Source organism: Cupriavidus sp. 8B, assembly GCF_054589115.1.
This window is the reverse complement of record NZ_BAAILO010000286.1, coordinates 20,605-42,461: the sequence shown is the minus strand read 5'-3', so window position 1 is coordinate 42,461 and position 21,857 is coordinate 20,605. Positions and strand designations below refer to the sequence as shown.

Sequence of the window (21,857 nt, the reverse complement as noted above, 5' to 3'; positions counted from 1 at the left end):
CCAGCGCGGCAGGTGGCCCGGACATGCGCGCGGTAATCCGCGCGGTGCTCCGGTCCCCGCCGCGCACCACTTTTGTGCGAACCGGCTGGCGCCCTGCAGGGCCGGCCGGACATCTCCAGTCAACGTCCCCGTTTTTTTCAGGCAGCCCTGGCCGATCGGCATTTCCCGATTAGCGCCGCCTGGCTTCGCCCGTCATTTTCCCCATTGCCCGCCAAGACTTTCGCCGCGTCTTAAGCCAACGCCTAAGCTGGCGCGCCAAACGACAATTCGGCGAGAACTTAACCCCACGCTCCGCCATTCCTCAAACCCGGTTTGTCGAATTTCGGCCACGCATTGCACGCGGCTCAATCCGCCGGCATTTGGCGATGCGGCTCCTATTTTCGGAATACCAGGCTGAAATTATTGGCCGGCATCGGGATTGGCTCGTCCATGCGAAAGCCCTCGGCCTCACCCAGCGCCATCACGTCTTCCATATTGCGCACGCCCCACTCCGCGTTTGCGCTGCGCAACTGCGCATCAAAAGCGGCATTGCTCGGCGCGGTATGTTCGCCGTTGCGCCGATACGGGCCGTACAGGTAAAGCACGCCGCCGGCGGGCAGCAAGCGCCCGGCGCCGGCGAAAAGTTGCTCGGCCGCCGCCCACGGTGCGATGTGGATCATGTTGATGCAGACGACCGCCTGCGCAGCCTCGATGCCCCAGGGCTGCTGGCGCACGTCCAGCACCAGCGGCGCGAGCACATTGGCCAGCCCGGCGTGCTCGGCCCAGCCCGCGATCGACTCGCGCGCTGCAGCGTCCGGGTCGCTCGGCTGCCAGGTCAGCCCCGGCAGCGCGGCGGAGAAATAGGCGGCGTGCTGGCCGGTGCCACTGGCGATCTCCAGGACCAGGCCGTTCTGCGGCAAGACCCTGCGCAGCACCGCCAGGATGGCGTCGCGGTTGCGGTCGGTGGCCGGCGCCATGCGGCGCGCGTCGTGTTGGCCGTCTTGGTTCGGCATCTTGTTGCTCCTGCAGGGTTGGGGTCTGGGTCCGGGTCTGGGCTGCAAGGGCGCATTGGCCCCGCGGCTCAATACCGCAAGCGTAGCAGGCATGGCGGCGCCCGCCCCTAACTCGCCTGCGCCGGCCCGCGAGGCGGTGGCCCGAAACGTTCCCGGTATTCGCCGGGGGTGACGCCGATGCGCTTGAGAAAGGCGCGATGCAAAGCGTCCACGCTGCCAAAGCCGGCGCGCTCGGCAATGCGCTCCAGCGGCCAGCCCGAACCCTCCAGCAGGGCTTTGGCGCGCTCCACGCGCGCACCTTCGACAAAGCGGGCAGGCGGCTCGCCGGTCTCCCTGGCGAATGCCCGCGCGAGCGACCGTTCGCTCATGCCCGCGCGCGCCGCCAGCGCCGGCCCTCTCAGGTCTCCCCCGGGGTCGTCGATGATGGCCGCCAGCAATGCGCGCAGCCTGGGCGTGGCACTCCCCTGCAGCCGCAGGCCGGTACTGAACTGCGACTGCCCGCCAGGGCGCCGCAGGAACAGCACCAGCTCGCGCGCCACCGCCAGCGCCAGCTCGGGGCCGCAATCGGCCTCGACCAGCGCGAGGCACAGGTCGATGCCGGCGGTCACCCCGGCCGATGTGTAGAAAGGTGGATCGGCTACGAAGATCGCGTCAGGCTCGACCTGCACCGCCGGGCACAGCGCCTTCAGCAAGCCGCACGCATTCCAGTGCGTGGTGGCACGGCGCCCGTCTAGAAAGCCGGCCGCGGCCAGCATGAACGCCCCCGTGCAAACGCTGGCGATGCGACGCGTATGCCGGGCGCGAGCCTGCAGCCAGAGCAGCAGGTCCGGGTCGGCGGCGGCGCGGCGCAGGCTCTGCTCGCTGCCGCCCGCGACCACCAGCGTGTCGATACGCTCCGGCAAGTCGGCAAGCGCAACCGCGCCGGCGAGGCGCAGGCCGGCATGCGTCCCAAGTTCGCCGCCGGCCTGCGTGGCGAGCCTGACCTCATAAGGCTTGCGGCCCGCGGGACTATGCAGGTTCGCCACCGCGAAGACCTCCATCGGCCCCACCACGTCGAGCGACTGGACGCCCTCGAAGCCGAGCACTACCACCTTTCGTGTTGTTCGCTGTAGATAAGCCATGGCAAAGAATGCGGCAATTCTGGCCTTTTTGCCAGCCCCATCGGGAGGTATGTTCGAGCTATGCGCACCTGGCGCAAAACGCACCAACCGCACCAACCGCACCAACCGAGGACACCATGCACTACGCCATCATGACCCGCCTTGCCGCCTTCGCGCTGTGCATCTGCTCGCTTTACGGTTGCCTCAAGCCCGCCGTGCATCCTCCCGCCTCGAGCGCGCCCACGGGAACCAGTCACGCCGCAGCCGCGTCGCCGCCAGGCATGCCGGCGACGATCGCCCTGCCGGCGCCCAAGGCCGGGCGGGCGCGGCCGGTGGTCGCGGTGCTGGCCGACAACGCCGGCACCGAGGTGACCGATTTCGTGATTCCCTTCGCGGTACTGAAAGAGGCGGACGTGGCCGACGTGCATGCCGTCTCGACAGATGCAGGCACCGTCACGTTGATGCCGGCCCTGCGCGTGCGGGCCGACCTGTCGGTGGCGGGCTTCGACGCGGCCTTTCCCGCGGGCGCGGATATCGTGATCGTGCCGGCGATGCATAGCGACGACACGCCCGCCACGCTGGCGTGGCTGCGCGCGCAGGCGGAGCGGGGAGCGCTCGTGGTGGCGGTCTGCGAAGGCGCACGCGTGGTCGCCAATGCCGGGTTGCTCGATGGCCGCTCGGCTACGACACATTGGTATGCCATGCGCAGTGTCGCCGCGAAATTTCCAGCCACACGCTGGGTGCGCGACAGGCGTTACCTGGCGGATGGCAACGTTGTCACCTCTAGCGGCGTGACGGCGTCTCTGCCGCTGTCGCTGGCCTTGGTCGAGGCGATTTCCGGCAGGCAGGTGGCGGTGGCCACCGCGGCACGCCTCGGCGTGGCGCAGTGGAGCCCGCTCCACGACTCCGCGCCCTTCAAGCTGGGCGCAGCGAGCATCGGCATTGCGCTCTCGAATCGCCTCGCCTGGTGGCGGCACGAATCCATCGGCATCGCGGTGGCACCGGGCTTCGACGAGATCGCACTGGCGCTGCAGGCGGATGCCTGGTCGCGCACCTACCGCTCCGAGGCACTGGCGCTGGGCACGGCGGCAACACTGCGCTCGCGCCGGGGACTCTGGCTTGAGGCCGACGCCACTGCCACCAGCACGACCGGCCGCCATGACTTGCCGGCATACGCCGGCTTGCCGGCGGCGGCGCTGGATGCCGCCCTGGCCGGAATCCAGGACCGCTACGGTCGCGCCACCGCGCAATTCGTCGCCCTGCAACTGGAGTATCCCCGTCCCCGCGAGCCAGCTACCAGGCGGGATCGGGATCCGGATTCGGATTCGGAATAAGAAAAGCCCCCGATGACAACGTCACCGGGGGCTTTGCGGCGCATGGGAAAAAGCTATCCCGCGCTATCTTGCCGCGCTTACGCCTTGCTGGTCTTGACGCTCGTGGTCTCGGCCGTCAGGTAGCCAACCGCGGCGCCGAAGCGGTCCTTGTAGTTGGCGCGCACTAGCGGATCCAGCGTCGCCTGGACCTTGGCGTGCAGGCTGCCCCAGTCGCCGGCGTGCTGGAAGTTGTTCATGATGTAGGTCCAGCCGTTGATCTCGTCAACCGCGTGCAGGCCGGTGGATTCCGCGCCGGCCGGGGTCGAGAGCACGCGCGACAGCTTCTTGGTGTCTACGTTGTAGGCCCACAGGAAGTTGTTGACGTGCTGGCTGCTGTCCTCGCCGATGAACAGGGTGCGCAGCTTTTCCGAGAACTTGAGGTTGTCCGGGTTGGCGATCATGTCCGGATCCGCCAGGTTGCCGAGCGCGTCCGCGGCGGTGTCCTTGCCCACGATCAGCGCCTTGGTGTGCACCGGCACCCATTCGCTGTTGATGGCCGCGCCGTCCAGGTCCTTCTGGCCGCCGGTCAGGTTGTGCTGCATCACGCCGCCAGCCTTGAGCGCCGCCGGCACCGAAATGCCGCTCTGTGCGTTCCAGCCCTTGGCGGTGTTGCCGTTGACCATCGAGTCCTGGATGTTCTGCAGCGCGGAGTAGGCCACCTTGTCCTTGATGTTGACGGTGGTGCCTTCCATCTTGGTGAAGCCCATGCTGCCGCCCTTCAGGAAGGCGTAGCGGTGGGTTTCCAGGAACGCCGCGGCCTTCTCCTTGCCCGGGTAGACCTTGATCCAGTTGGCGGTGCCGCTGATGAAGATCTTGGTAAAGCTGGCGTCCGCGGGGTCGATCGTGCGCACGTCCATGATGTCGGTCGGCAGGTTGGACTTGGCCATGGCTTCGACTTCAGCGCTGGTGGCGTGTCCCAGGTTGACCCACGTCAGGTCGGCGCCGGCGGCGGCCGGGTCGATGGAAAAGCCCGCGCCCACCTTGGCCACGTACAGCGTGCCGGCGGACAGATCCTTCTCCTTGTCGGCCACGAACATGAACAGGCCGCTGTTGGTGGCGTCGTCGCCCATCAGCACGGTGCGGTTGTCCGGCATCACCTGCACCAGCTCGTGCGAGATGCGGCCCATGCAGAAGTGCTTCTTGATGCTGGCGGTGCCGTCGGGATTGACCGTGACTTCGGGCATGTGGCCGTAGAAGTACGGGTTGGCCACGACGCTGGAGGTGCCGAGCAGGCTCTTGCTGAACGCCAGGAACTGCGCGTTGGTGCTGGCCGTGAAGGCGTCCGGCTCGTACTCCTCGCTGGACAGGTGTGTGTTCCATGGCGACAGGCTGGCGCCGCAGGTAATCCACAGGCCATTGACCGCCGAAGTGTCGACGTTGTGGTACTTGACCAGGGTCAGCTTGCCGGTGGCCGGGTCCTGGTCCAGCGTCAGCACGCCGATCGGGGACGGCAGGCGGCCATAGGCATCCGCGCCAGACTGGTCCCGCGTGGTGTACTCGAACTGGACCACGGCGAACACCGTGTTGCCCTTCACGCCGGCCACCTTGGCGCCGTCGATCTTGAGCAGCGAGGTGCCGTCGGGCGAGTCGGAGTAGAACTGGCGTTCCTTGCCGGCCACCGATTTGTCGATGATCGGCTGGTTGTTGATGTCGAAATAGCCGCCGGCGAGGATGCTGCCCCCCTTGCCGTCCGGGACCATGTCGCCGGTGACGAAGAAGGGCTGGTAGGCCAGCTTGTAGGTCTGGCTGCTGCCGTCGCTGAACGAAACCTTCAGGCTTGAGCCCACCGTGGTGGTAGCCATCGCAGCGGCGTTGTTCAGCGTGGGCGCCGCCATGCCGGTGAACTCGGCGGTCGTAAACGTGGCGCCGGCAGGCGTGACGGGCGTCGGCGCCGGAGCGGCTATTGCGTCGCCATCGCCACCGCAACCGACCAGGAAGGCGGTAGCGCCAAGGCCCAGCGGCAGCATGGGTGCGCCGGCCAGGAATTTAAGCGCCTTGCGGCGGGATGCGTCCGGTTTGTCGAGCATTCTTCTTTCCCGTTTCGTTATGTGAATGATTGGGCGGCGCGCGGGTGCGCTGCCGTGCCGCGCGCTCGTGGGGACAACCGCGCAGCGTTCAGGCCGACACGCATCCTATGAATGATTTGTTACAGCCTGTTGAAACTGACTTAACTTGCAGACATCCAGGAGGCCTCTCGCACAATCCGGGCGGCTGGGGCGGCTGGGGCGGCTGGGGCGGCTGCGGTACACTGGCGCAGGCCCCAACCCGGGGCCCCGATTCCTTTAGCTTTCCGCCCGCCGGCGCCGCTCATGGCGCGCCGTGACGCGGCCCAACCCGTGCCGACCTACACCCTCGCTTCTCCCGTCCAGTCAGACCTGGAAATCCGCAAGAGCCGCTTCATCGGCTATGCATTGCCCGTGCCCGACCGCGCCGCGGCCATGGCCGAAGTGGCGCGCCTGCGTGCCGACCACGCCACCGCCACCCATGTCTGCTGGGCGCTGCTCGCGGGGGGCCAGTCGGGCATGTCCGACGATGGCGAGCCATCCGGCACCGCCGGCCGGCCCATGCTGGAAGTGCTGCGCCACCATGAGCTGGAAGGCGTGCTGGCGGCCGTGGTGCGCTATTACGGCGGCGTCAAGCTAGGCGCGGGCGGGCTGGTGCGGGCCTATACGGACGCGATTGCCGTGGCCCTCAAGGATGCGCAGCGCATCGAGCGCATCGCCTATGCCGAGCTGGCTACCGAGGTGGATTACGCGGACGAGGCGCGCGTGCGCCGCTGGATCGAGCAGGAGAGCCACGTGCTGGCACATGCCGAACACGGCGCGGCTGCCCGGCTGACCATCCGGCTGCCGGCCAGCCTGCTGGCACCGGCACGGGCGGCGCTGCGCGACGCCACCCATGGCCGTGCGCGCTTTCCTGAAGCGGACGAGGCCAAGGACGAGGGCAAGGACGAGGGGCAGTCATGAGCAACGGCACCAGCGCGGCCCCGGTGGCCTTTGTCGCGCGCCTGGAGCCGCAGGGCAGCACCTTTCCCGCCCTGCCCACGCAGACGCTGCTCGAAGCCGCGTTGCAGGCCGGCTTGAAATTCCCCAGCTCCTGCCGCAACGGCACCTGCCGCACCTGCCTGTGCCGGCTGTCCTCCGGGCGGATCGGCTACCGCATCGCGTGGCCGGGCGTGAGCTACGACGAGCGCGACGAGGGCTATATCCTGCCGTGCGTGGCGTATCCCGAGAGCGACGTGGTGATGGAAACGCCGCAGGCACCCTAGCGCGGCATAGGCGTCAGGCAGCCACCTTGCGCACCCGCCTTGGCGCGGCGCGCTCGCGCGCCTCCAGGCACTGCATAAAAAACTGCCACGCGATACGTAACGCATCGGGACCGGACGGATCGGCAAAGGCCTGGCTGGACGGGCCACCGCTCCACGCGTGCCCGAGCCCTTCGATGCGCACCAGCCGGATGTAGGGCTCGCCCTCGCTCGACCAGGGAAAGATGCTGTAGGGACGGCGCTGGCCGCGCTGGACCCGGCGCGGCTTTGCCAGCAGCGGTGGCTGCGCCAGCAGTTGCTGCCAGAGCGCGGCGCAGGCCAGCGCGTTGTCGAAGTGCACCACGCGATCGGCATCGCCGTGCAGCAGCAGCAAGGGCGGCGGGCGGCGCCCCGCCAGTTGAAACCGCGCCGCGTCCACGTCGGGATGGCCCTTGCCGTGCATGACCCGCGCCGCCTGCGCGGCGTTGGACGCGCTGAGCGGCACCGCCCCGGAATGCGAGCCGACAGCGACAAAGCGATCCGGGTAACGCAGCCCCAGTATCACCGCCATGGCCCCGCCCGCCGACAAGCCAAGCGCAAAGACGCGTTCACGGCGAACCGGATGCTGCTGGCAGACATGCTCGACGATCGACATCAACAAGCTTGCCTCGGCTACCACGCGCGCAGCCGAGCGGAACCAGTTCCAGCATCGCTGTGCGTTGGCCTGCGACGATTGCTCCGGCATCAGCACCACGCAGCCCGCGCTGCGCGCCAGCGTAGCCGCGCGGGTGCAAGCCGCAAAGCTGGCCGTGTCCTGGCCACAGCCATGCAGCAACACCAGCAAGGGCGCTGGGCGCGAGGCGCTCACCCCCGGCGGGATAAACACCCGGTAACGGCGCTGCACCAGCGGCCCCAGCCCCCAGCTGCCTTCCTCCCAGCGTCCGCCACCGCGGCTGATCGGCGTTGGCACCGGCGAGGCCACGCCGGTCAGCACACGCTGCGCGGCCTTGCTTATCGCCTCGCCCTGCTTGACCGCCGAGCGGATCGCGGACTTCGTGACCGTGCGCTGCGCGCGCCGGACATTGCGGGTGGCGATCTTGCTCAACGTATTCCAGAGCTTGGTGCCGCTGCTTTTGCGTCGTGTCATCGGCGATATGCCATTGGCGGCATCTCCAGCGCGGGGTTGCGGGAAAGCGCTGCCTCCAAGGCACATCTCGCGTGGATGCACAGTGTTTCGCTGCAGCGCAGCAGCCAGTATGCCGCGCGCAAGGATGCTCTGTCAGCCCTATTCCGTGCGAACCGCGCCACGTCGGTGCATTCCTACAGCACGACGCGGCGCGCACCCGGTAGCGGCACCGGCAGGTAGCGCGCACACCCCCGAAGGCGTGCGCCTTCGCCTCCCGCCCGGTCAGAAAAACCCACGCAGCGCCAGCTCGGCCCCGAGCAGCAGCAGCCCGCAAAAGAACAGCTTGCGAAAGCGCGCCGCGCTGATGCGATGGCGCAGCCACTGGCCGATGAACATGCCGGTGAGCGCCGGCACCAGCGCCAGCAACGATGCCCCCAGCACCGGCGTGTGCAGCAGCGCGCCGTTCATCGCCAGGCTCACCGCAAGCGCGATGGTGGACACTGTAAACGACAAGCCGAGCGCCTGCACCAGCGTCTCCCGGTCCAGATCCAGCCCCTGGATATACGGCACCGCCGGAATCACGAACACGCCCGTGACCGCCGTGATCGCGCCGGTGACCACGCCGATCAGCGGCGCCAGCCAGCCCTCGGCGGCGGTCGGCACCTTGGGGTGGAAGGCAACCAGCCCCAGCGCCGCGTACAGCACCAGCGCCACGCCCAGCCATGCGGTGGCATGCACCATCAGGCTGGGCGGCAGCAGCGCGGCAGCCAGCCACGTGCCCACGCAGATCGCAGCCAGCAGGGGCCACATCCGCTGCACCAGTTCGCCAAGCCGCGGCCCGGTGTAGAGCTGTACGACGTTGGTTACCATCGATGGCGCGACCAGCAGCGCCGCGGCCTGCGCCGGCGGCATCGCCAGCCCCAGCAGCCCTACCGCCACGGTAGGCAGCCCAAGCCCCACCACACCCTTGACCAGGCCGGCAAGCAAGAAGGTGAAGCCGATCAGCGTGGTCTGCCCATTCAGGAAAATCGATTCCATGTCCCCTTCACTCCGCCGGCGACGTGGGCGCCGCAATGGGGGCATGCACGGCGCGGCTGTCCGCCGGCGCCTGGTCGCGTTCGTTCAGGCCGTAGTCGCGCAGCACCTGCGCCACGCGCAGCCGATAGCCCGCGAACACGCCGCCACGCCCGGCCGACTGCGCCAGCCGATGCTCCTCGGTATTGCGCCACGCCATGACCGCGGCCTCGTCGCGGAAGAACGACAGCGACAGCAGCTTGCCCGGGTTGGTCAGGCTCTGGAAGCGCTCCACCGAGATAAAGCCGTCGATCGCCTCCAGCGTAGGCCGCAGTTGCGCGGCGATCTGCATGTACGTGTCCTTGCGGCCCTCGGCGGGCTCGACTTCGAAGATGACTGCGATCATGGTGGGGGTCCTTTGATTGTCGCTTTTAGCGTTGCTTCACAGAAAATGCGGAATGCGTGCGTTGACCGAGGGCCGATAGCGGAATGCGCGCGCCAGCGACGCCGCATCCGCACCACGCGCCAGCAGCGCGGCCACCACGGCCTGCGCCACCGCGCACGCCAGCGCATCGCCTGGGCACGCGTGACGGCCACGCCCGAAGGTCCAGGGCGCAGGCGTCGCCGCCTCGCTCTCTTCAAGCGAGGCGGCCGCCAGCACGACCAGCACCGCATCGCCCGCCTTCAGGTCCGCCCCGCACAAGCGCGCATCGGCAGCCAGGAAGCGGCGGGTGTTCTGCACCGGCGGATCCTCCCGCAGCACGCGCGCGGCCACGCTGTCCAACGCGGGCAGCTCCCGCTCATGGGACGTATCCCGGCCGAGGCACAGCAGCATGTTGCCGACCAGGCCGGCGGTGGCCTCGCACGCCTGGATCAGCAGGCCGATGGCATTGGTGACAATGATCTCCTGTGCCACCCCAGCCGCAAACGCTTCCTGCACCAGCGTGTCCAGCGCCGACTCGGATGACAGGCGCGCGCGCATCCACGCCTGGAGCCAGGCGGCGGCCTCGCTCCCTTCGGCAATCTCCGGCGCTGTGGCCAGCGGCGACATGGCCCGCGCGAAGGCCGCCACCTGCCCCGCTACGCCAGGCTTGCCGGTCACCGGCAAGCCGAGTGCATCGGCTACCGCCAACACCGGCAAGGTGAACATCCAGCGGTTGACGCAGGCACCGGGCTGGGTGGCATCGAACGGCATCTCCCGCGCCAGCGCTGAGACGCGCGAGCCCATGCCGGCAAGCTCCAGGCACGCCATGCGCTTGCGCAGCACGCCCTTGAGCGGCGCATGCCTATCCCCATCGTTCATGCGGATCAAGCCGCCGAACAACGCGCCGGCCGGACTGCCTGCCAGCGCTGGCGGCACGGCTTGCGCGGGCGGCCGCACGCGGCAGGCGGGATGGGCCAGCACGGCCTCCACCTCGGCGGCGCCGGCGGCGATCCAAAGCCCGAGCGCTTCATCGCGATAGAAGGGCCGCTGTGCGGCGAGGGTGCGGTAGTACGGCGCCGGATCGGGATGGGTCACGGCGGCTAGCGGATCGGGGGGCATCGGCATGGCGGTTGGCAACGAGGTTGATAACGGGCAGTATGCGTCTATACTGCGATCGTTGTTTCATCGCGGAATGAACTATGGAATACGCTCCCAGCATCAGCCAGATGGCCGGCCTGCTTGCCGACCCGGGACGGGCCGCCATGTTGTGGGCGCTGATGGACGGCAGCGCCCGCCCGGCGGGCGAACTTGCGGCCATAGCCGGCTTGTCGGCATCGTCCACCAGCGGCCACCTTGCGCGCCTCAGTGAAGGCGGCCTGCTCGCCGTGCAGACGCGCGGCCGCAATCGCTACTACCGGCTCGCCACGCCGGAAATCGGCGTAGCCATCGAGGCGCTCGCCAGCGCGTCGCTGGCCAGCCAGCCGCCGCGCGTGCGCGCGGTGCCCGCATCGCGCACCGCGCCGGCGGCCTTGCGCCAGGCGCGCACCTGCTATGACCACCTGGCGGGCGAGCTAGCGGTTTCCCTGTTCGAGCGCATGTCGCATGCCAGCTGGATCGTGGTGGACGGCACGGCGGTGGACCTCACCGACAGCGGCAGTGCGGGCATGGTGCAGCTTGGCGTGGACCTGGATCTCGCGCGCCGCAAGCGGCGCCAGTTTGCCTGCACCTGCCCCGACTGGAGCGAGCGCAAGCCGCACCTTGGCGGCGCGCTTGGCGCGGCGCTGCTTGAGAGCATGATGGCCCACAGCTGGATCGAGCCCACGGCCACATCGCGCGCGCTGCGCGTGACGCCGCGCGGGCAACGCGAGATCCTGCGCATTGCCGGCTGAGCGTTCGCGCGGGCCTGGATACCTTTTACCGTTTTCAATGCGCCGAGCCGGCGCCGCACCGATGGAGGGCTGATGCGATGAGCGACGAACTGAATGACGAGGTGCGCGAGGCGCTCTGGCGCCTGATCGAGCTGATCAACTTCGACGACGCAGCCATGGTGGAGAAGCACCAGATGCTGTTCGACGAAGCCCTCGCCAACTCGGACGACGCGGATGCGGTCGAAGGCCAGGAGCTGCTCTGGATCCTGAAGGACGTGATCGACTGGGAAGCGGGCTTCTATGTGGACTGGAAGGACGCCACGTCCTTCATCAGCTGCATGGACGAGCTGTGCGCCAGGGTCGATATCGAGCTGGACTGGGGCGTGGAGGATCCGGAGGACGAGGCGTTCCTGGAGAAGGCCAGCGTGCCGGAACTGATGGAACTGGCTCATGAACAGTTGCGACTGGCCGGCATCACGCTCTGGAACTGGAACACCGATGGCGATGCCTATGCGGGCTGGATCGCCCGCGGCGAGGATGACGAAGAAATGACCACCGTGGCCGAAACGCTGGGCCTGGAGATCAGGACCGGCGACCAGCCGTATTGAGCCAGCAGGGGCCGATCAGCCGGTCAGCCCGACCCCAACCGCGCCCGGCCGGTCCGTGCTGCCCAAGGTCCGCTCCAGCACTTCCAGGAATGCCCTGACGCTGGCCGGCATCAACTTGCGCGCGGGCATCAGCACAAACACCTTCAGCGGCGACGACGTATACGCCGGCAGCACCCGCACCAGCCGGCCCTGCTCCAGCTCATCCTGCGCATAGCGCGGCGACAGCCGCGCCACGCCCAGGCCATCCGTCGCGGCCTTCAGGCGGATCTCCGCGCTCTGCGTGCGCATGCGCGGCTCCACTGCCATGCTGGCCACCTCCACACCATCGCGCAGGAATTCCCAGCGCCGGTCCTCGGCATCGCCCAGCATGGGCCAGCCGGCAAGCTCCTGCGGCGTGCGCGGCAAGCCCCGCGCGCGGATCAACGATGGCGCGGCAAAGAAGGCGCGCTCGATCCGCACCACGCGCTTGCTGGCAAAGGAGCTGTCGTGCAACCCGGTAGTCGTCATCACGAAAGCCAGGTCGTAGCCCTGCTCGACCAGGTCAGGCTGCTCCCAGCTCACGTCCACCTCCACGCGCAACTCGGGATGCAGCCGCAGCAGCAGCGTAAGGCTGGGCGAGATATGCAGGGAGCCCACCTCGTAGGGCGTGGAGATGCGCAGGGTGCCACTGACCTGCTCGCTGACCGACACCGCCTCGGCACTGATCTCGCGCAGTTCGTTAAAGAGGGGGGCGACCCGGTCATAGAGTTGCTGGCCCCGCTCGGTCACCCGCACGCGGCGCGTGGTGCGCTCGAACAGGCGCACGCCCAACTGCACTTCCAGCCGCGACACCGCCGCGCTGGCGGATGACTTCGGTACGTCGGCCAACTCCGCCCCCTTGGTAAAACTGGCGCCCTCCACCACCCGGCAGAAAATCTCCCAGTCCTTCCATTCGATCGTCTTCATGCGCCATCCCCGTTGCCCATGGCGCGCAGCGTGAGCAGTGCGCGTCAATGCAGGGGATTGTCCCATACGGCGAACAATGACGCGCTGGCGACTAACGGGCAGATATGCCTCCAAATCTCTCCTTGATTATTTACATCGTAAATATACACTGTAAATTATCGTCGCCGAAGCATCGTTGAAGCGGATGGCGAATGTATCAATCAGCACACGTACTCATCGCCTCAATCCACCAGACATGGCAAGAAACCTCACCCAGGAAGAGATCGACGCGTTCAAGGCCCGCCTGTGCACGGTAGCGGAGCGGCGCTTCGCCGAAGGCGGCGTGGCCAGCGTGAGCATGCGCCAGCTCGCCGAGGAACTGGGCTGCAGCCCGATGACGCCCTACCGTTATTTCAAGGACAAGGACGACATCCTGGCGGCGGTGCGCACGGCGGCGTTCGACCGTTTCGCCGCCACCCTTGAGGCCGCCGGTGCCAGCGTTGCCGAGCCGCGCGAGCGCGCGCGCGCCGTGGGCGAGGCGTACCTCGCCTTTGCCTTTGCCGAGCCCAACGCCTACCGGCTGATGTTCGACATGACCCAGCCGGGCGACGACCGCTACCCGGACCTGGAACGCGCCGGTTCGCGTGCGCGCCGCACCATGAGCGCGCACCTGGAGACCATGGTGGAGCGCGGCCTGATCCATGGCGACCCGCAGGTGTTGAGCTATGTGATCTGGGCCTCGATCCACGGGCTGGTGATGCTGCGCCTGGCCGGCAAGCTGCCCGGCGACTCCGATTTCCGCGTCATTCACGCCGAGATGTTGCGGCTGCTGGCTTCGGGCATGCGCGTGCCCATACCCGAAGCCGGTCACGAAGCGGGTCACGAAGCCAGTAGTGAACCCATCCCCCCGGCTACGCCGAAGCCAACCCGGCAGCAAAGCAAAAGGAGCACCCAATGAGCCAGCCGTTCCCGTCCACCCCCTATCTCAGCGGCAACTTCGCCCCCATCCTGATGGAGTGCGACGCACCCGACCTGCCGGTGCTGGGCGAGCTGCCGCGCGCGCTGCACGGCACGCTCTACCGCAACGGGCCAAACCCGCAGTACGCCCCGCGCGATGCGCAGTACCACTGGTTTATCGGCGACGGCATGGTGCACGCCTTCCATATCGAGGACGGCCGCGTGCGCTACCGCAACCGCTGGGTGCGCACCAACAAATTCCAGCGCGAGCAGGCCGCGGGGCAGGCGCTGTTCGGCAGCTGGGGCAACCCGGCCACCACCGATCCGTCGGTGCTCGGGCAGAACGACGGCGTGGCCAACACCAATATCCTCTGTCACGCCGGGCGCCTGTTGGCGCTGGAAGAGGCCGACCTGCCCGTGGAGCTGGACGCCGAGACCCTCGCCACGCGCGGCGACGTCGACTACGGCGGCAAGCTCACCGGTGCCATGACCGCGCACCCCAAGGTGGACCCGGTGACCGGCGAGATGGTGTTCTTCGCGTACTCGGCCGACGGCCCCTTCACCCCCGGCATGCGCTACGGCGTGGTGGATCGCAACGGGCAGCTGCAGCGCCTCGAACACTTCGAAGCGCCGTTCCCCAGCATGGTCCACGATTTCATGGTCACGCAGAAGCATGTGCTGTTTCCCATCCTGCCGCTCACCGGCAGCATGGAGCGCGCCATGCGCGGCGAGCCGGCTTACGCGTGGGAGCCGCAAAAGGGCTCGCACATCGGCATCATGCCGCGCAACGGTGGCACCGCGCAGATGCGCTGGTTCCGCGGCGAGGCCTGCTACGTGTTCCATGTGATGAATGCCTGGGACGCCGGCAACAAGGTCATCGCCGACGTGATGCAGTATGAATCCTCCCCCATCTTCAATCCCAACGGCAGCGGCACCGGCGTCGGCGCGCGGCTGTGCCGCTGGACCTTCGACATGGCCGGCAAGTCGGATACCTTCACGCGCGAGTACCTGGACGACACGGCGGGCGAGTTCCCGCGCTTCGATGAGCGCTTCTCCACGCTGCCTTATCACCATGGCTATTACGTCTTCCGCCGGCATGAGGGCAGCGAGCGCGGCGGCTACGACAGCCTGGCCCATCTGGACATGCGCAGCGGCAAGCGCGCCACCTACCAGCTGCCCGCGGGCGATGCCTTTTCCGAACCGGTGTTCGTGCCGCGCGCGGCCGACAGCGCCGAAGGCGATGGCTGGCTGCTGGCCACCGTCTACCGAGGCGCCGAGGTCCGCAGCGACCTGGTGGTGTTCGACGCCGGCGGCGTGGCCGACGGACCGGTTGCCACGGTACAGCTTTCGCACCGCGTGCCGTTTGGCTTCCACGGCAACTGGCACGGCGCGGACTGAGCCCGCGACACGACACCACAAGCAACAAGAGACGCACCAAGACACGCATCGAGACATGCCCTGACATCCATCGACGTCCACTGCCTGGCGGCCGGGCATGATCCGGGCCGCAACACCGACTCAAGGAGAGCAGCATGGGAATGCTGATTGGATTTGCCCCGTTCGTCGCTTTTTTTATCGCGATGCGGCGCATCTCGCCGCTCGCCGGCCTGGCCGCGGCCTTCGTCGTATCGCTGTTCCTGTGCCTGCGCATGTGGCGGCGCGGCGAATCGCTCAAGGTGCTGGAGCTTGGCAGCCTGGCCCTGTTCGCGCTGCTGCTGCTCTATACCGTCATCGCCGCGCCTCAATGGACCGTGGCCACGGTGCGGCTCGCGGTGGACGCCGGCCTGCTGGCGATCGTGCTGGTCTCGCTGGCGATCGGACGCCCGTTCACGCTGCAATATGCCCGCGAGCAGGTACCCAAGGAATACTGGGATTCGCCGCGCTTCCTGGCGGTGAACCGGCATATCACACTGGCGTGGGCCGCCGCCCTGGCCGTGATGGTGGCCGCCGACGCGGCGGCGGAATACGTCAGCGCGATCCCGTTGTGGGTCGATGTGGCGGCGACGGTGGCTGCGTTCGCCGGCGCCGTCATCTTCACGGTGCGCTACCCGGCGGCCGTGCGGCGGGCGGCCGAAGCCGCGGCGGGTGAGACGGCGGCCTAGGCCGCCGCCGGGCTTCAATGCTCGAACATGATCACCGAGCGCGCCAGTTCCCCGCGGCGCAGTTCGTCAAAGGCCTCGTTGATGTTCTCCAGCGGCATGCGGCGCGAGATCAGCTCGTCCAGCTTGAGCTTGCCCGACAAGTAGAAATCCACCAGCCGCGGCATGTCCACCGGGAAGCGGTTGGAACCCATCATCGAGCCCTGGATGCGCTTCTCGGCCAGGAAGTCCGTGCCCTTGATCTCGATCTTCACGCCCGGCGCGATCATGCCGATCACCGTGGCGGTGCCGCCGCGGCGCAGCATGGAGAAGGCCTGCTCGGCGGTCTGCTTCAGGCCGATGGCTTCGAACGCGTGGTGCACGCCGCCACGGGTAAGCTCGCGCACGGCTTCCACCGCATCCACGTCAGCCGCATTGATCACATCGGTTGCGCCGAATTGCTTGGCAAGCTCCAGCTTGCCGGGCACCCGGTCGATGGCGATGATGCGGCCCGCGCCGGCAATGGCCGCGCTATTGATGGTGGCCAGGCCGATGCCGCCGCAGCCGATCACCGCCACGGTCTCGCCCGGGCTCACGCGGGCAGTGTGGATGACCGCGCCCATGCCGGTGGTCACCGCGCAGCCGATCAGCGCGGCACGGTCCAGCGGCATGTCGCGGCGGATGGCCACCAGCGCGTGCTCGTGGATCAGCATCTGCTCGGCAAAGGCGGAGAGGTTCAGGAACTGGTTCATGGGCGCGCCATTGGCCAGCAGGCGCGGCTCCTCGCCCTCGCGGCGCTTGGTGTCGGGCTCCACGCACAGCGACAGGTGGCCTGTCAGGCAGTGCTCGCAATGGCCGCAATAGGCCGACAGGCAGGTGATCACATGATCGCCGGGCTTGACCGTGCGCACTTCGGAACCCACCTGCTCGACCACGCCGGCCGCCTCATGCCCAAGCACCACCGGCATCGGGAAGGGATAGGCGCCATCTAGGAAATGCAGGTCCGAGTGGCAAACGCCCACCGCCGCCGTGCGCAGCAGCACCTCGTGCGGGCCCGGCTTGCCGATGGCGACGTCTTCGATGACAAGCGGGGTCTTCGGTTGATGCAGGACAGCGGCTTTCATGGGTCTCCTCGTTGTTCGATATCGTTCGACACAATTCGCTACGACTCCCGTCCCCGGCAACGGCGGCGGCACGGCTACCATACAACCGAAACGCCGTTCAGTGAAGCCATAAAACGGTTCCCGCCCCCGGCCTGCCGCCCGGCCAGACGCTCAAGAATCAGGAATGCGACGCCGCCTTGTCCTGCTGCGCGGGCGCGGGCTCCGCTGCCGCCAGTTCCGCGTTGCGCTGCTGGTGATACCTGCGCAGGATCTGCTGCGCGATCGACAGCCGCGAGGCCACCGGCACCGGGAACCGCACCAGCACATCGAGCCGGTCCGCCGCCATGGCCTCGAACATCACGCGCGGCTCGAACTGCGAGAGATCGAGAAAGCGCGAGCCGCCGTATTCCTGCAGGCTTTGCCGGGCCTCAGCCAGGAAACCAGCGCACACCTCCTCCGTGATCGCGATCAGGTCTGCCTCGACACGGTCCGGGTCGCTCCTCTCGGGCAACGGGATGCGCAGCGTGTCCAGGGTGTACTTGCCCGCCTGGGAGTGGTTGCGCACGGCGACCGTCAGCAACATGCTGTTGGGAATCTGCACCGTGGAGCCGGTGAACTGGCGCGCGCCGGCAATCTCCACCAGCGTGGTGGTGAGCGCGTCCATGTCCACCACCTCGCCGGAATGCGGGCCGATCTCCACGACATCGCCGAGCTGGAAGGGGCGCGCCATCATGCGCAGGAAGGCGCCAAGGAAACACATCACCAGTTCCTTGCCGCCGATCACGAGAGCCACCGCGAAGGCGGTCAGCGAGATCGCCACGCTCTTGAGCTCGGACACCCAGATGCCCAACAGCAACAGGAACACCACCGCGGCCACGGCATTGCGCGAGGCCACGGTCCAGGTGCGATAGCTGCCGCGGTTGTCCTTGTCCGCCTGCTGGCGGGCCTGGAAAAAGCGGTTGATGAACTTCACGGCCAGCATGCCGGCCAGCACGATGCCGACGCTGAGCGCGATGTGTAGAAGATAGCTGTCGTTGAAGGGCAGGTTCATGAGGATTGGTCCGGATACCGCGAGGATGCAAACCCCAGATTCTAGCCATGCCGCACTGCAACCAGCGCAAAACCTGCCGCGGCCCGGCCCCGCGCCTTTCCCCGGGCGGCGTTTTCTCTTATGATGCCGCCCAATGTACCAGCCGGTAAATGTCTTGCCTTGTATCCCGCTTATCCTGCGTATCCTGCGTATCCTGCGTATCCTGCGTATCCTGCTTATTCCGCTTATCCAGCGTCATGCCGGCTGGCCCCGGTCGGATGCCGGCAGCGCCGGCAGCGCCGGCAGCGTCAGTCAATGCGGGCCACGCCGGCACATACGGCTTCAGCGCTCCAATTCCTCTTATCCATGACCAGCCAGCAACCCGCCTCCCACCCTCCGCCACCCGCCTTGCGCCGCACCTTGCGCGCGCGCCATCTCACCATGATCGCCATCGGCGGCTCGATCGGCACCGGGCTGTTCGTGGCCTCCGGCGCCACCATCGCGCAGGCCGGCCCGGGCGGCGCGCTGGCGGCCTACATCCTGATCGGCGCCATGGTGTACTTCCTGATGACCAGCCTGGGCGAGCTGGCGGCGTACATGCCGGTGTCGGGATCGTTCGCCACCTACGGCGCGCTTTACGTCGAGGAAGGCTTTGGCTTCGCGCTGGGCTGGAACTACTGGTACAACTGGGCGGTGACTATCGCCGTGGAGCTGGCGGCGGCGCAGCTGGTGATGCAGTACTGGTTCCCGGATACGCCCGGGCTGCTGTGGAGCGTGCTGTTCCTCGCGCTGATGTTCCTGCTCAATGCCATCTCCGTGCGCGGCTTTGGCGAGGCCGAGTACTGGTTCGCGCTGGTCAAGGTAGTGACAGTGATCGCCTTTATCGTCATCGGCGTGCTGATGATCTTCGGCATCCTGCACGGCGATACGGCAGGCGTGCCGGCGGGGCTGGTGAACCTGACGGCGGGCGACGCGCCCTTCGTCGGCGGGCTGCCGGCGATGATCGGCGTGGCCATGATCGCCGGCTTTTCCTTCCAGGGCACCGAGCTGATCGGCGTGGCCGCCGGTGAATCGGCCGATCCCGCCAGGAACATCCCGCGCGCCGTGCGCCAGGTGTTCTGGCGCATCCTGCTGTTCTATGTGCTGGCGATCCTGATCATCGGCATCCTGATTCCCTACACCGACCCCAGCCTGCTCAAGAGCGATGTGGAGACGGTGGGCGTGAGCCCGTTCACGCTGGTGTTCCGCCATGCGGGACTGGCATTTGCCGCCGGGGTGATGAACGCCGTGATCCTGACCGCCGTGCTGTCGGCCGGCAACTCCGGCATGTACGCCTCCACCCGCATGCTCTACAACCTGGCGACCGAAGGCCGCGCACCGCGCCTCTTCGCGCGCCTGACTCGCAACGGCGTGCCGCTGGCGGCGCTGCTGGCCACCACCGCGGTGGGCGCGCTGTGCTTCCTGACCTCCATGTTCGAGAGCAAGTCGGTCTACCTGTGGCTGCTGAACCTGTCGGGCATGACGGGCTTCATCGCCTGGCTCGGCATTGCCATCAGCCACTACCGCTTCCGCCGCGGCTTTGTGGCGCAGGGGTTGGACCTCTCCCGCCTGCCGTATCGCTCGCCCTTCTTCCCATACGGCCCGATCTTCGCCTTTGCGTTGTGCCTGATCGTCACGCTGGGGCAGAACTACCAGGCCTTCATGGACGGCAAGATCGACTGGGTGGCGGTGACCGCCACCTATATCGGCATCCCGATCTTCCTCGCCATCTGGCTGGGCTACCGCATCGTGCGCAAGACGCGCTTCGTGCGCTATGCCGACATGAAATTCCCGCCGCTGCCGCCCGCCCGGAGCGAGACGGTTGGCGCTCGCCTGCCCGCCACGGCGACCGGCGAATAATGAGCAGCCCGTAGCAAGCAGCAAGCAGTAAATCCTGAGAGCACATAAGAAAACCAAAGCGCTGTACTACAACAACAAGGAGAGTTGATTTGAAACACGCGATCCGCAAGAGCCTGCTGGCAGCCGCCGTTGGCTTCACGATGTCGGCCCACGCCGGGCCTACCCTGATCGAATCCGTGCAGGGCTACACCCTGAAGAACGACCATGTCGCCAGCTTCACCGGCCTGGTGTTCGACCAGGGCAAGGTGCTGGCCACCGGCGACGCCGCCGCGCTGCGCGCGCAATACCCGGATGCCAAGCGTATTGACGGCCAGGGCAAGACCCTGCTGCCGGGCCTGATCGACGCACACGGCCACGTGTTCCGCCTGGGCTTCAAGACCACAGAGATTTCGCTATCGGGTACCAAGGACCTGCAGGAAGCGCAGGGCATGATCCGCGCCTACGGTGACAAGAACCCGCAGCGCAAGTGGCTGCTGGGCTACGGCTGGAACCAGGTCAACTGGAAGCTGGGCCGCTTCCCCACCGCGGCTGAACTGGACGCCGCCGTGTCGGACCGCCCTGTGCGCCTGGTGCGCGTGGACGGCCACGCCGCCTGGCTCAACACCAAGGCCATGCAGGCCGCCGGCATCACGCGCGACACCAAGGACCCGTCGGGCGGGCGCATCGAGCGCGACGCCAACGGCAACCCCACCGGCGTGCTGGTCGACAAGGCCATGGCGCTGGTCAACAACGTGATCCCGCCGTACTCGGACGACGACCGCCGCGCCGCGCTGGCCGCCGCGCTGGCGCACATGAACGCGCTCGGCCTGACCGCCGCGGGCGACGCCGGCGTGACCGCGCAGGAGGACCGCATCTACCGCGAGTTCGCCGACCAGGGCAAGCTGACCACGCGCATCTACGGCATGATCCGCGACACCGGCGACGACTTCAAGGCGCTCTCCGCCAAGGGCCCGCTCTCCGGCTACGGCAACGACCGCTACTACCTGCGCGCGGTCAAGCTGTACGGCGACGGCGCACTCGGCAGCCGCGGCGCGGCGCTGATGGCGCCCTACTCGGATGACCACGTGCACAGCGGCCTGCTGTTCATGAGCGACGCGGCCATGCAAGCCAGCGTCAAGACGGCGATCAAGGCCGGCTACCAGGTCAACGTGCACGCCATCGGCGACGCCACCAACCACCAGGTGCTGGACGCCATCGAAGTTGCCTACAAGGAAGTCGGCGGCCGCGAACTGCGCAACCGCATCGAGCACGCGCAGGTGGTAGCGCTGCCGGACATCCCGCGCTTCAAGCAGCTCGACCTGATCGCCTCGATGCAGCCCACCCATGCCACCAGCGACATGAACATGGCTGAGGACCGCATCGGCAAGGAACGCATCAAGGGCGCCTACGCCTGGCAGACCATGCTCAAGCAAGGCACCGTGATCGCCGGCGGCTCGGACTTCCCGGTGGAGTCTGCCAATCCCTTCTACGGCCTGCACGCGGCGGTCACGCGTACCGACCACGAAGGCCGCCCGATCAAGGGCTGGCATTCTGAGGAAGCCATGACCCTGACCCAGGCCTTCCGCGCCTTCACGCTGGACGCCGCCTATGCGGAGCACCAGGAAAAGACGCTGGGCTCGCTGGAGCCGGGCAAGTGGGCCGACTTCATCCTGGTCGACCAGGACCTGTTCAAGGTGGCGCCGGCCGAGATCTGGAAGACCCGCGTGACCCAGACATGGGTGGCGGGTGAACGCGTGTACGCGCAGGCCGACAAGCCCTGAGCGGAACTTGATGCCACAAGGCTGAGGACAGCCGCGGGGCTCGCGTCGCGGGCCCCGCACGTCGCCACTTTGACCCCGCAATCATGGTCCCGCGCGTGCGATGCTACCTATGTTGCATCGCTTGGCGCCTAGCGGAAATTGACGTGAGACCTCCGCAGGAATTCGCAATCCCGATTTCTTCTCCCTCACGGCGTAAGGCACCGCGACGCTGGCTTGCCTTGCTGCTCTCGCCCTCAAAAGGAGCCCCGGGGGGGCGAGTGCAAAGAAGAAGGGCCGGCGCAAGGCCGGCCCCAGACTGCTGACAAAGCCGGATCTGTGTGGTCGTGCTCCCCTCTCCCGCGCGCGGGAGAGGGGCTG

General features: G+C 67.6%; 20 protein-coding genes. 10 read left to right on the top strand and 10 right to left on the bottom strand.

The annotated features are described in order from the left end of the window. Positions 1 to 374: 374 nt before the first annotated feature. Both ACYP5B_RS28060 and ACYP5B_RS28055 read right to left on the bottom strand, forming a co-directional pair. On the bottom strand, positions 375 to 992 hold the full coding sequence (locus ACYP5B_RS28060; protein ID WP_318238250.1) for a DUF938 domain-containing protein: 618 nt from the start codon (positions 990 to 992) through the stop codon (positions 375 to 377). A gap of 107 nt (positions 993 to 1,099) precedes the next feature. Continuing rightward, a complete protein-coding gene (locus ACYP5B_RS28055) occupies positions 1,100 to 2,113 on the bottom strand; it encodes a GlxA family transcriptional regulator (RefSeq protein ID WP_459571877.1) in 1,014 nt (337 codons plus the stop codon). 116 nt (positions 2,114 to 2,229) lie between these two features. Between ACYP5B_RS28055 and ACYP5B_RS28050 the strand changes: the two genes are divergently transcribed. Then, complete coding sequence (locus ACYP5B_RS28050; protein WP_459571875.1) at positions 2,230 to 3,426, top strand: DJ-1/PfpI family protein; 1,197 nt, start codon at positions 2,230 to 2,232, stop codon at positions 3,424 to 3,426. Between the two features lie 77 nt (positions 3,427 to 3,503). Here the strand turns inward: ACYP5B_RS28050 and ACYP5B_RS28045 are convergent, their stop codons facing one another. Continuing rightward, positions 3,504 to 5,492, bottom strand: a complete 1,989-nt coding sequence (locus tag ACYP5B_RS28045; RefSeq protein WP_459571874.1) for a PhoX family protein — start codon at positions 5,490 to 5,492, stop codon at positions 3,504 to 3,506. Positions 5,493 to 5,801: 309 nt separating this feature from the next. On the opposite strand from ACYP5B_RS28045, the gene ACYP5B_RS28040 reads away from it, so the two are divergent. Both ACYP5B_RS28040 and ACYP5B_RS28035 read left to right on the top strand, forming a co-directional pair. Continuing rightward, positions 5,802 to 6,431: an IMPACT family protein gene (locus tag ACYP5B_RS28040; RefSeq protein WP_459571895.1), complete on the top strand. Its 630-nt coding sequence runs from the start codon at positions 5,802 to 5,804 to the stop codon at positions 6,429 to 6,431. Next, complete coding sequence (locus ACYP5B_RS28035) at positions 6,428 to 6,733, top strand: 2Fe-2S iron-sulfur cluster-binding protein (protein WP_459571873.1); 306 nt, start codon at positions 6,428 to 6,430, stop codon at positions 6,731 to 6,733. Before ACYP5B_RS28040 ends, ACYP5B_RS28035 begins: the two co-directional genes overlap by 4 nt. Before the next feature lie 13 nt (positions 6,734 to 6,746). Here ACYP5B_RS28035 and ACYP5B_RS28030 read toward each other — a convergent pair whose 3' ends face one another. The 4 genes from ACYP5B_RS28030 to ACYP5B_RS28015 form a co-directional block, all read right to left on the bottom strand. Beyond that, positions 6,747 to 7,856: an extracellular catalytic domain type 1 short-chain-length polyhydroxyalkanoate depolymerase gene (locus tag ACYP5B_RS28030; protein ID WP_459571872.1), complete on the bottom strand. Its 1,110-nt coding sequence runs from the start codon at positions 7,854 to 7,856 to the stop codon at positions 6,747 to 6,749. A 261-nt stretch (positions 7,857 to 8,117) separates the two neighbouring features. Beyond that, positions 8,118 to 8,873, bottom strand: a complete 756-nt coding sequence (locus ACYP5B_RS28025; protein WP_459571871.1) for a sulfite exporter TauE/SafE family protein — start codon at positions 8,871 to 8,873, stop codon at positions 8,118 to 8,120. Positions 8,874 to 8,880: 7 nt separating this feature from the next. Beyond that, on the bottom strand, positions 8,881 to 9,255 hold the full coding sequence (locus tag ACYP5B_RS28020) for an antibiotic biosynthesis monooxygenase family protein (RefSeq protein ID WP_400099185.1): 375 nt from the start codon (positions 9,253 to 9,255) through the stop codon (positions 8,881 to 8,883). 36 nt (positions 9,256 to 9,291) lie between these two features. Beyond that, on the bottom strand, positions 9,292 to 10,398 hold the full coding sequence (locus ACYP5B_RS28015; RefSeq protein WP_459571870.1) for a cytochrome P450: 1,107 nt from the start codon (positions 10,396 to 10,398) through the stop codon (positions 9,292 to 9,294). A gap of 74 nt (positions 10,399 to 10,472) precedes the next feature. Here ACYP5B_RS28015 and ACYP5B_RS28010 point away from each other — a divergent pair, with 74 nt between their 5' ends. Together ACYP5B_RS28010 and ACYP5B_RS28005 are read left to right on the top strand one after the other, a co-directional pair. Next, complete coding sequence (locus tag ACYP5B_RS28010) at positions 10,473 to 11,162, top strand: ArsR/SmtB family transcription factor (protein ID WP_318238029.1); 690 nt, start codon at positions 10,473 to 10,475, stop codon at positions 11,160 to 11,162. Positions 11,163 to 11,239: 77 nt separating this feature from the next. After that, a complete protein-coding gene (locus ACYP5B_RS28005) occupies positions 11,240 to 11,749 on the top strand; it encodes a DUF6630 family protein (protein WP_400099189.1) in 510 nt (169 codons plus the stop codon). Between the two features lie 15 nt (positions 11,750 to 11,764). On the opposite strand, the gene ACYP5B_RS28000 is transcribed toward ACYP5B_RS28005, so the two are convergent. Further along, the gene (locus ACYP5B_RS28000; RefSeq protein ID WP_400099191.1) at positions 11,765 to 12,694 is read right to left on the bottom strand and encodes a LysR family transcriptional regulator; all 930 of its coding nucleotides are present in this window, start codon (positions 12,692 to 12,694) and stop codon (positions 11,765 to 11,767) included. Positions 12,695 to 12,929: 235 nt separating this feature from the next. On the opposite strand from ACYP5B_RS28000, the gene ACYP5B_RS27995 reads away from it, so the two are divergent. The 3 genes from ACYP5B_RS27995 to ACYP5B_RS27985 all read left to right on the top strand — a co-directional run bounded on the left by ACYP5B_RS27995 (position 12,930) and on the right by ACYP5B_RS27985 (position 15,732). Then, positions 12,930 to 13,631, top strand: coding sequence for a TetR/AcrR family transcriptional regulator (locus tag ACYP5B_RS27995; protein WP_459571869.1), 702 nt, complete (start codon positions 12,930 to 12,932; stop codon positions 13,629 to 13,631). Continuing rightward, on the top strand, positions 13,628 to 15,028 hold the full coding sequence (locus ACYP5B_RS27990; RefSeq protein ID WP_459571868.1) for a carotenoid oxygenase family protein: 1,401 nt from the start codon (positions 13,628 to 13,630) through the stop codon (positions 15,026 to 15,028). Before ACYP5B_RS27995 ends, ACYP5B_RS27990 begins: the two co-directional genes overlap by 4 nt. A 134-nt stretch (positions 15,029 to 15,162) precedes the next feature. Beyond that, the gene (locus ACYP5B_RS27985) at positions 15,163 to 15,732 is read left to right on the top strand and encodes a hypothetical protein (protein ID WP_459571867.1); all 570 of its coding nucleotides are present in this window, start codon (positions 15,163 to 15,165) and stop codon (positions 15,730 to 15,732) included. A gap of 14 nt (positions 15,733 to 15,746) precedes the next feature. Here ACYP5B_RS27985 and ACYP5B_RS27980 read toward each other — a convergent pair whose 3' ends face one another. Together ACYP5B_RS27980 and ACYP5B_RS27975 are read right to left on the bottom strand one after the other, a co-directional pair. Continuing rightward, entirely contained in the window at positions 15,747 to 16,832 is a 1,086-nt protein-coding gene (locus ACYP5B_RS27980) for a Zn-dependent alcohol dehydrogenase (RefSeq protein ID WP_459571866.1), read from the bottom strand. Between the two features lie 157 nt (positions 16,833 to 16,989). Then, a complete protein-coding gene (locus ACYP5B_RS27975) occupies positions 16,990 to 17,862 on the bottom strand; it encodes a mechanosensitive ion channel family protein (protein ID WP_459571865.1) in 873 nt (290 codons plus the stop codon). A gap of 345 nt (positions 17,863 to 18,207) precedes the next feature. On the opposite strand from ACYP5B_RS27975, the gene ACYP5B_RS27970 reads away from it, so the two are divergent. After that, a complete protein-coding gene (locus ACYP5B_RS27970; RefSeq protein WP_459571864.1) occupies positions 18,208 to 19,740 on the top strand; it encodes an amino acid permease in 1,533 nt (510 codons plus the stop codon). Positions 19,741 to 19,829: 89 nt separating this feature from the next. Then, positions 19,830 to 21,500: an amidohydrolase gene (locus ACYP5B_RS27965; RefSeq protein WP_459571863.1), complete on the top strand. Its 1,671-nt coding sequence runs from the start codon at positions 19,830 to 19,832 to the stop codon at positions 21,498 to 21,500. Positions 21,501 to 21,857 lie beyond the last annotated feature (357 nt).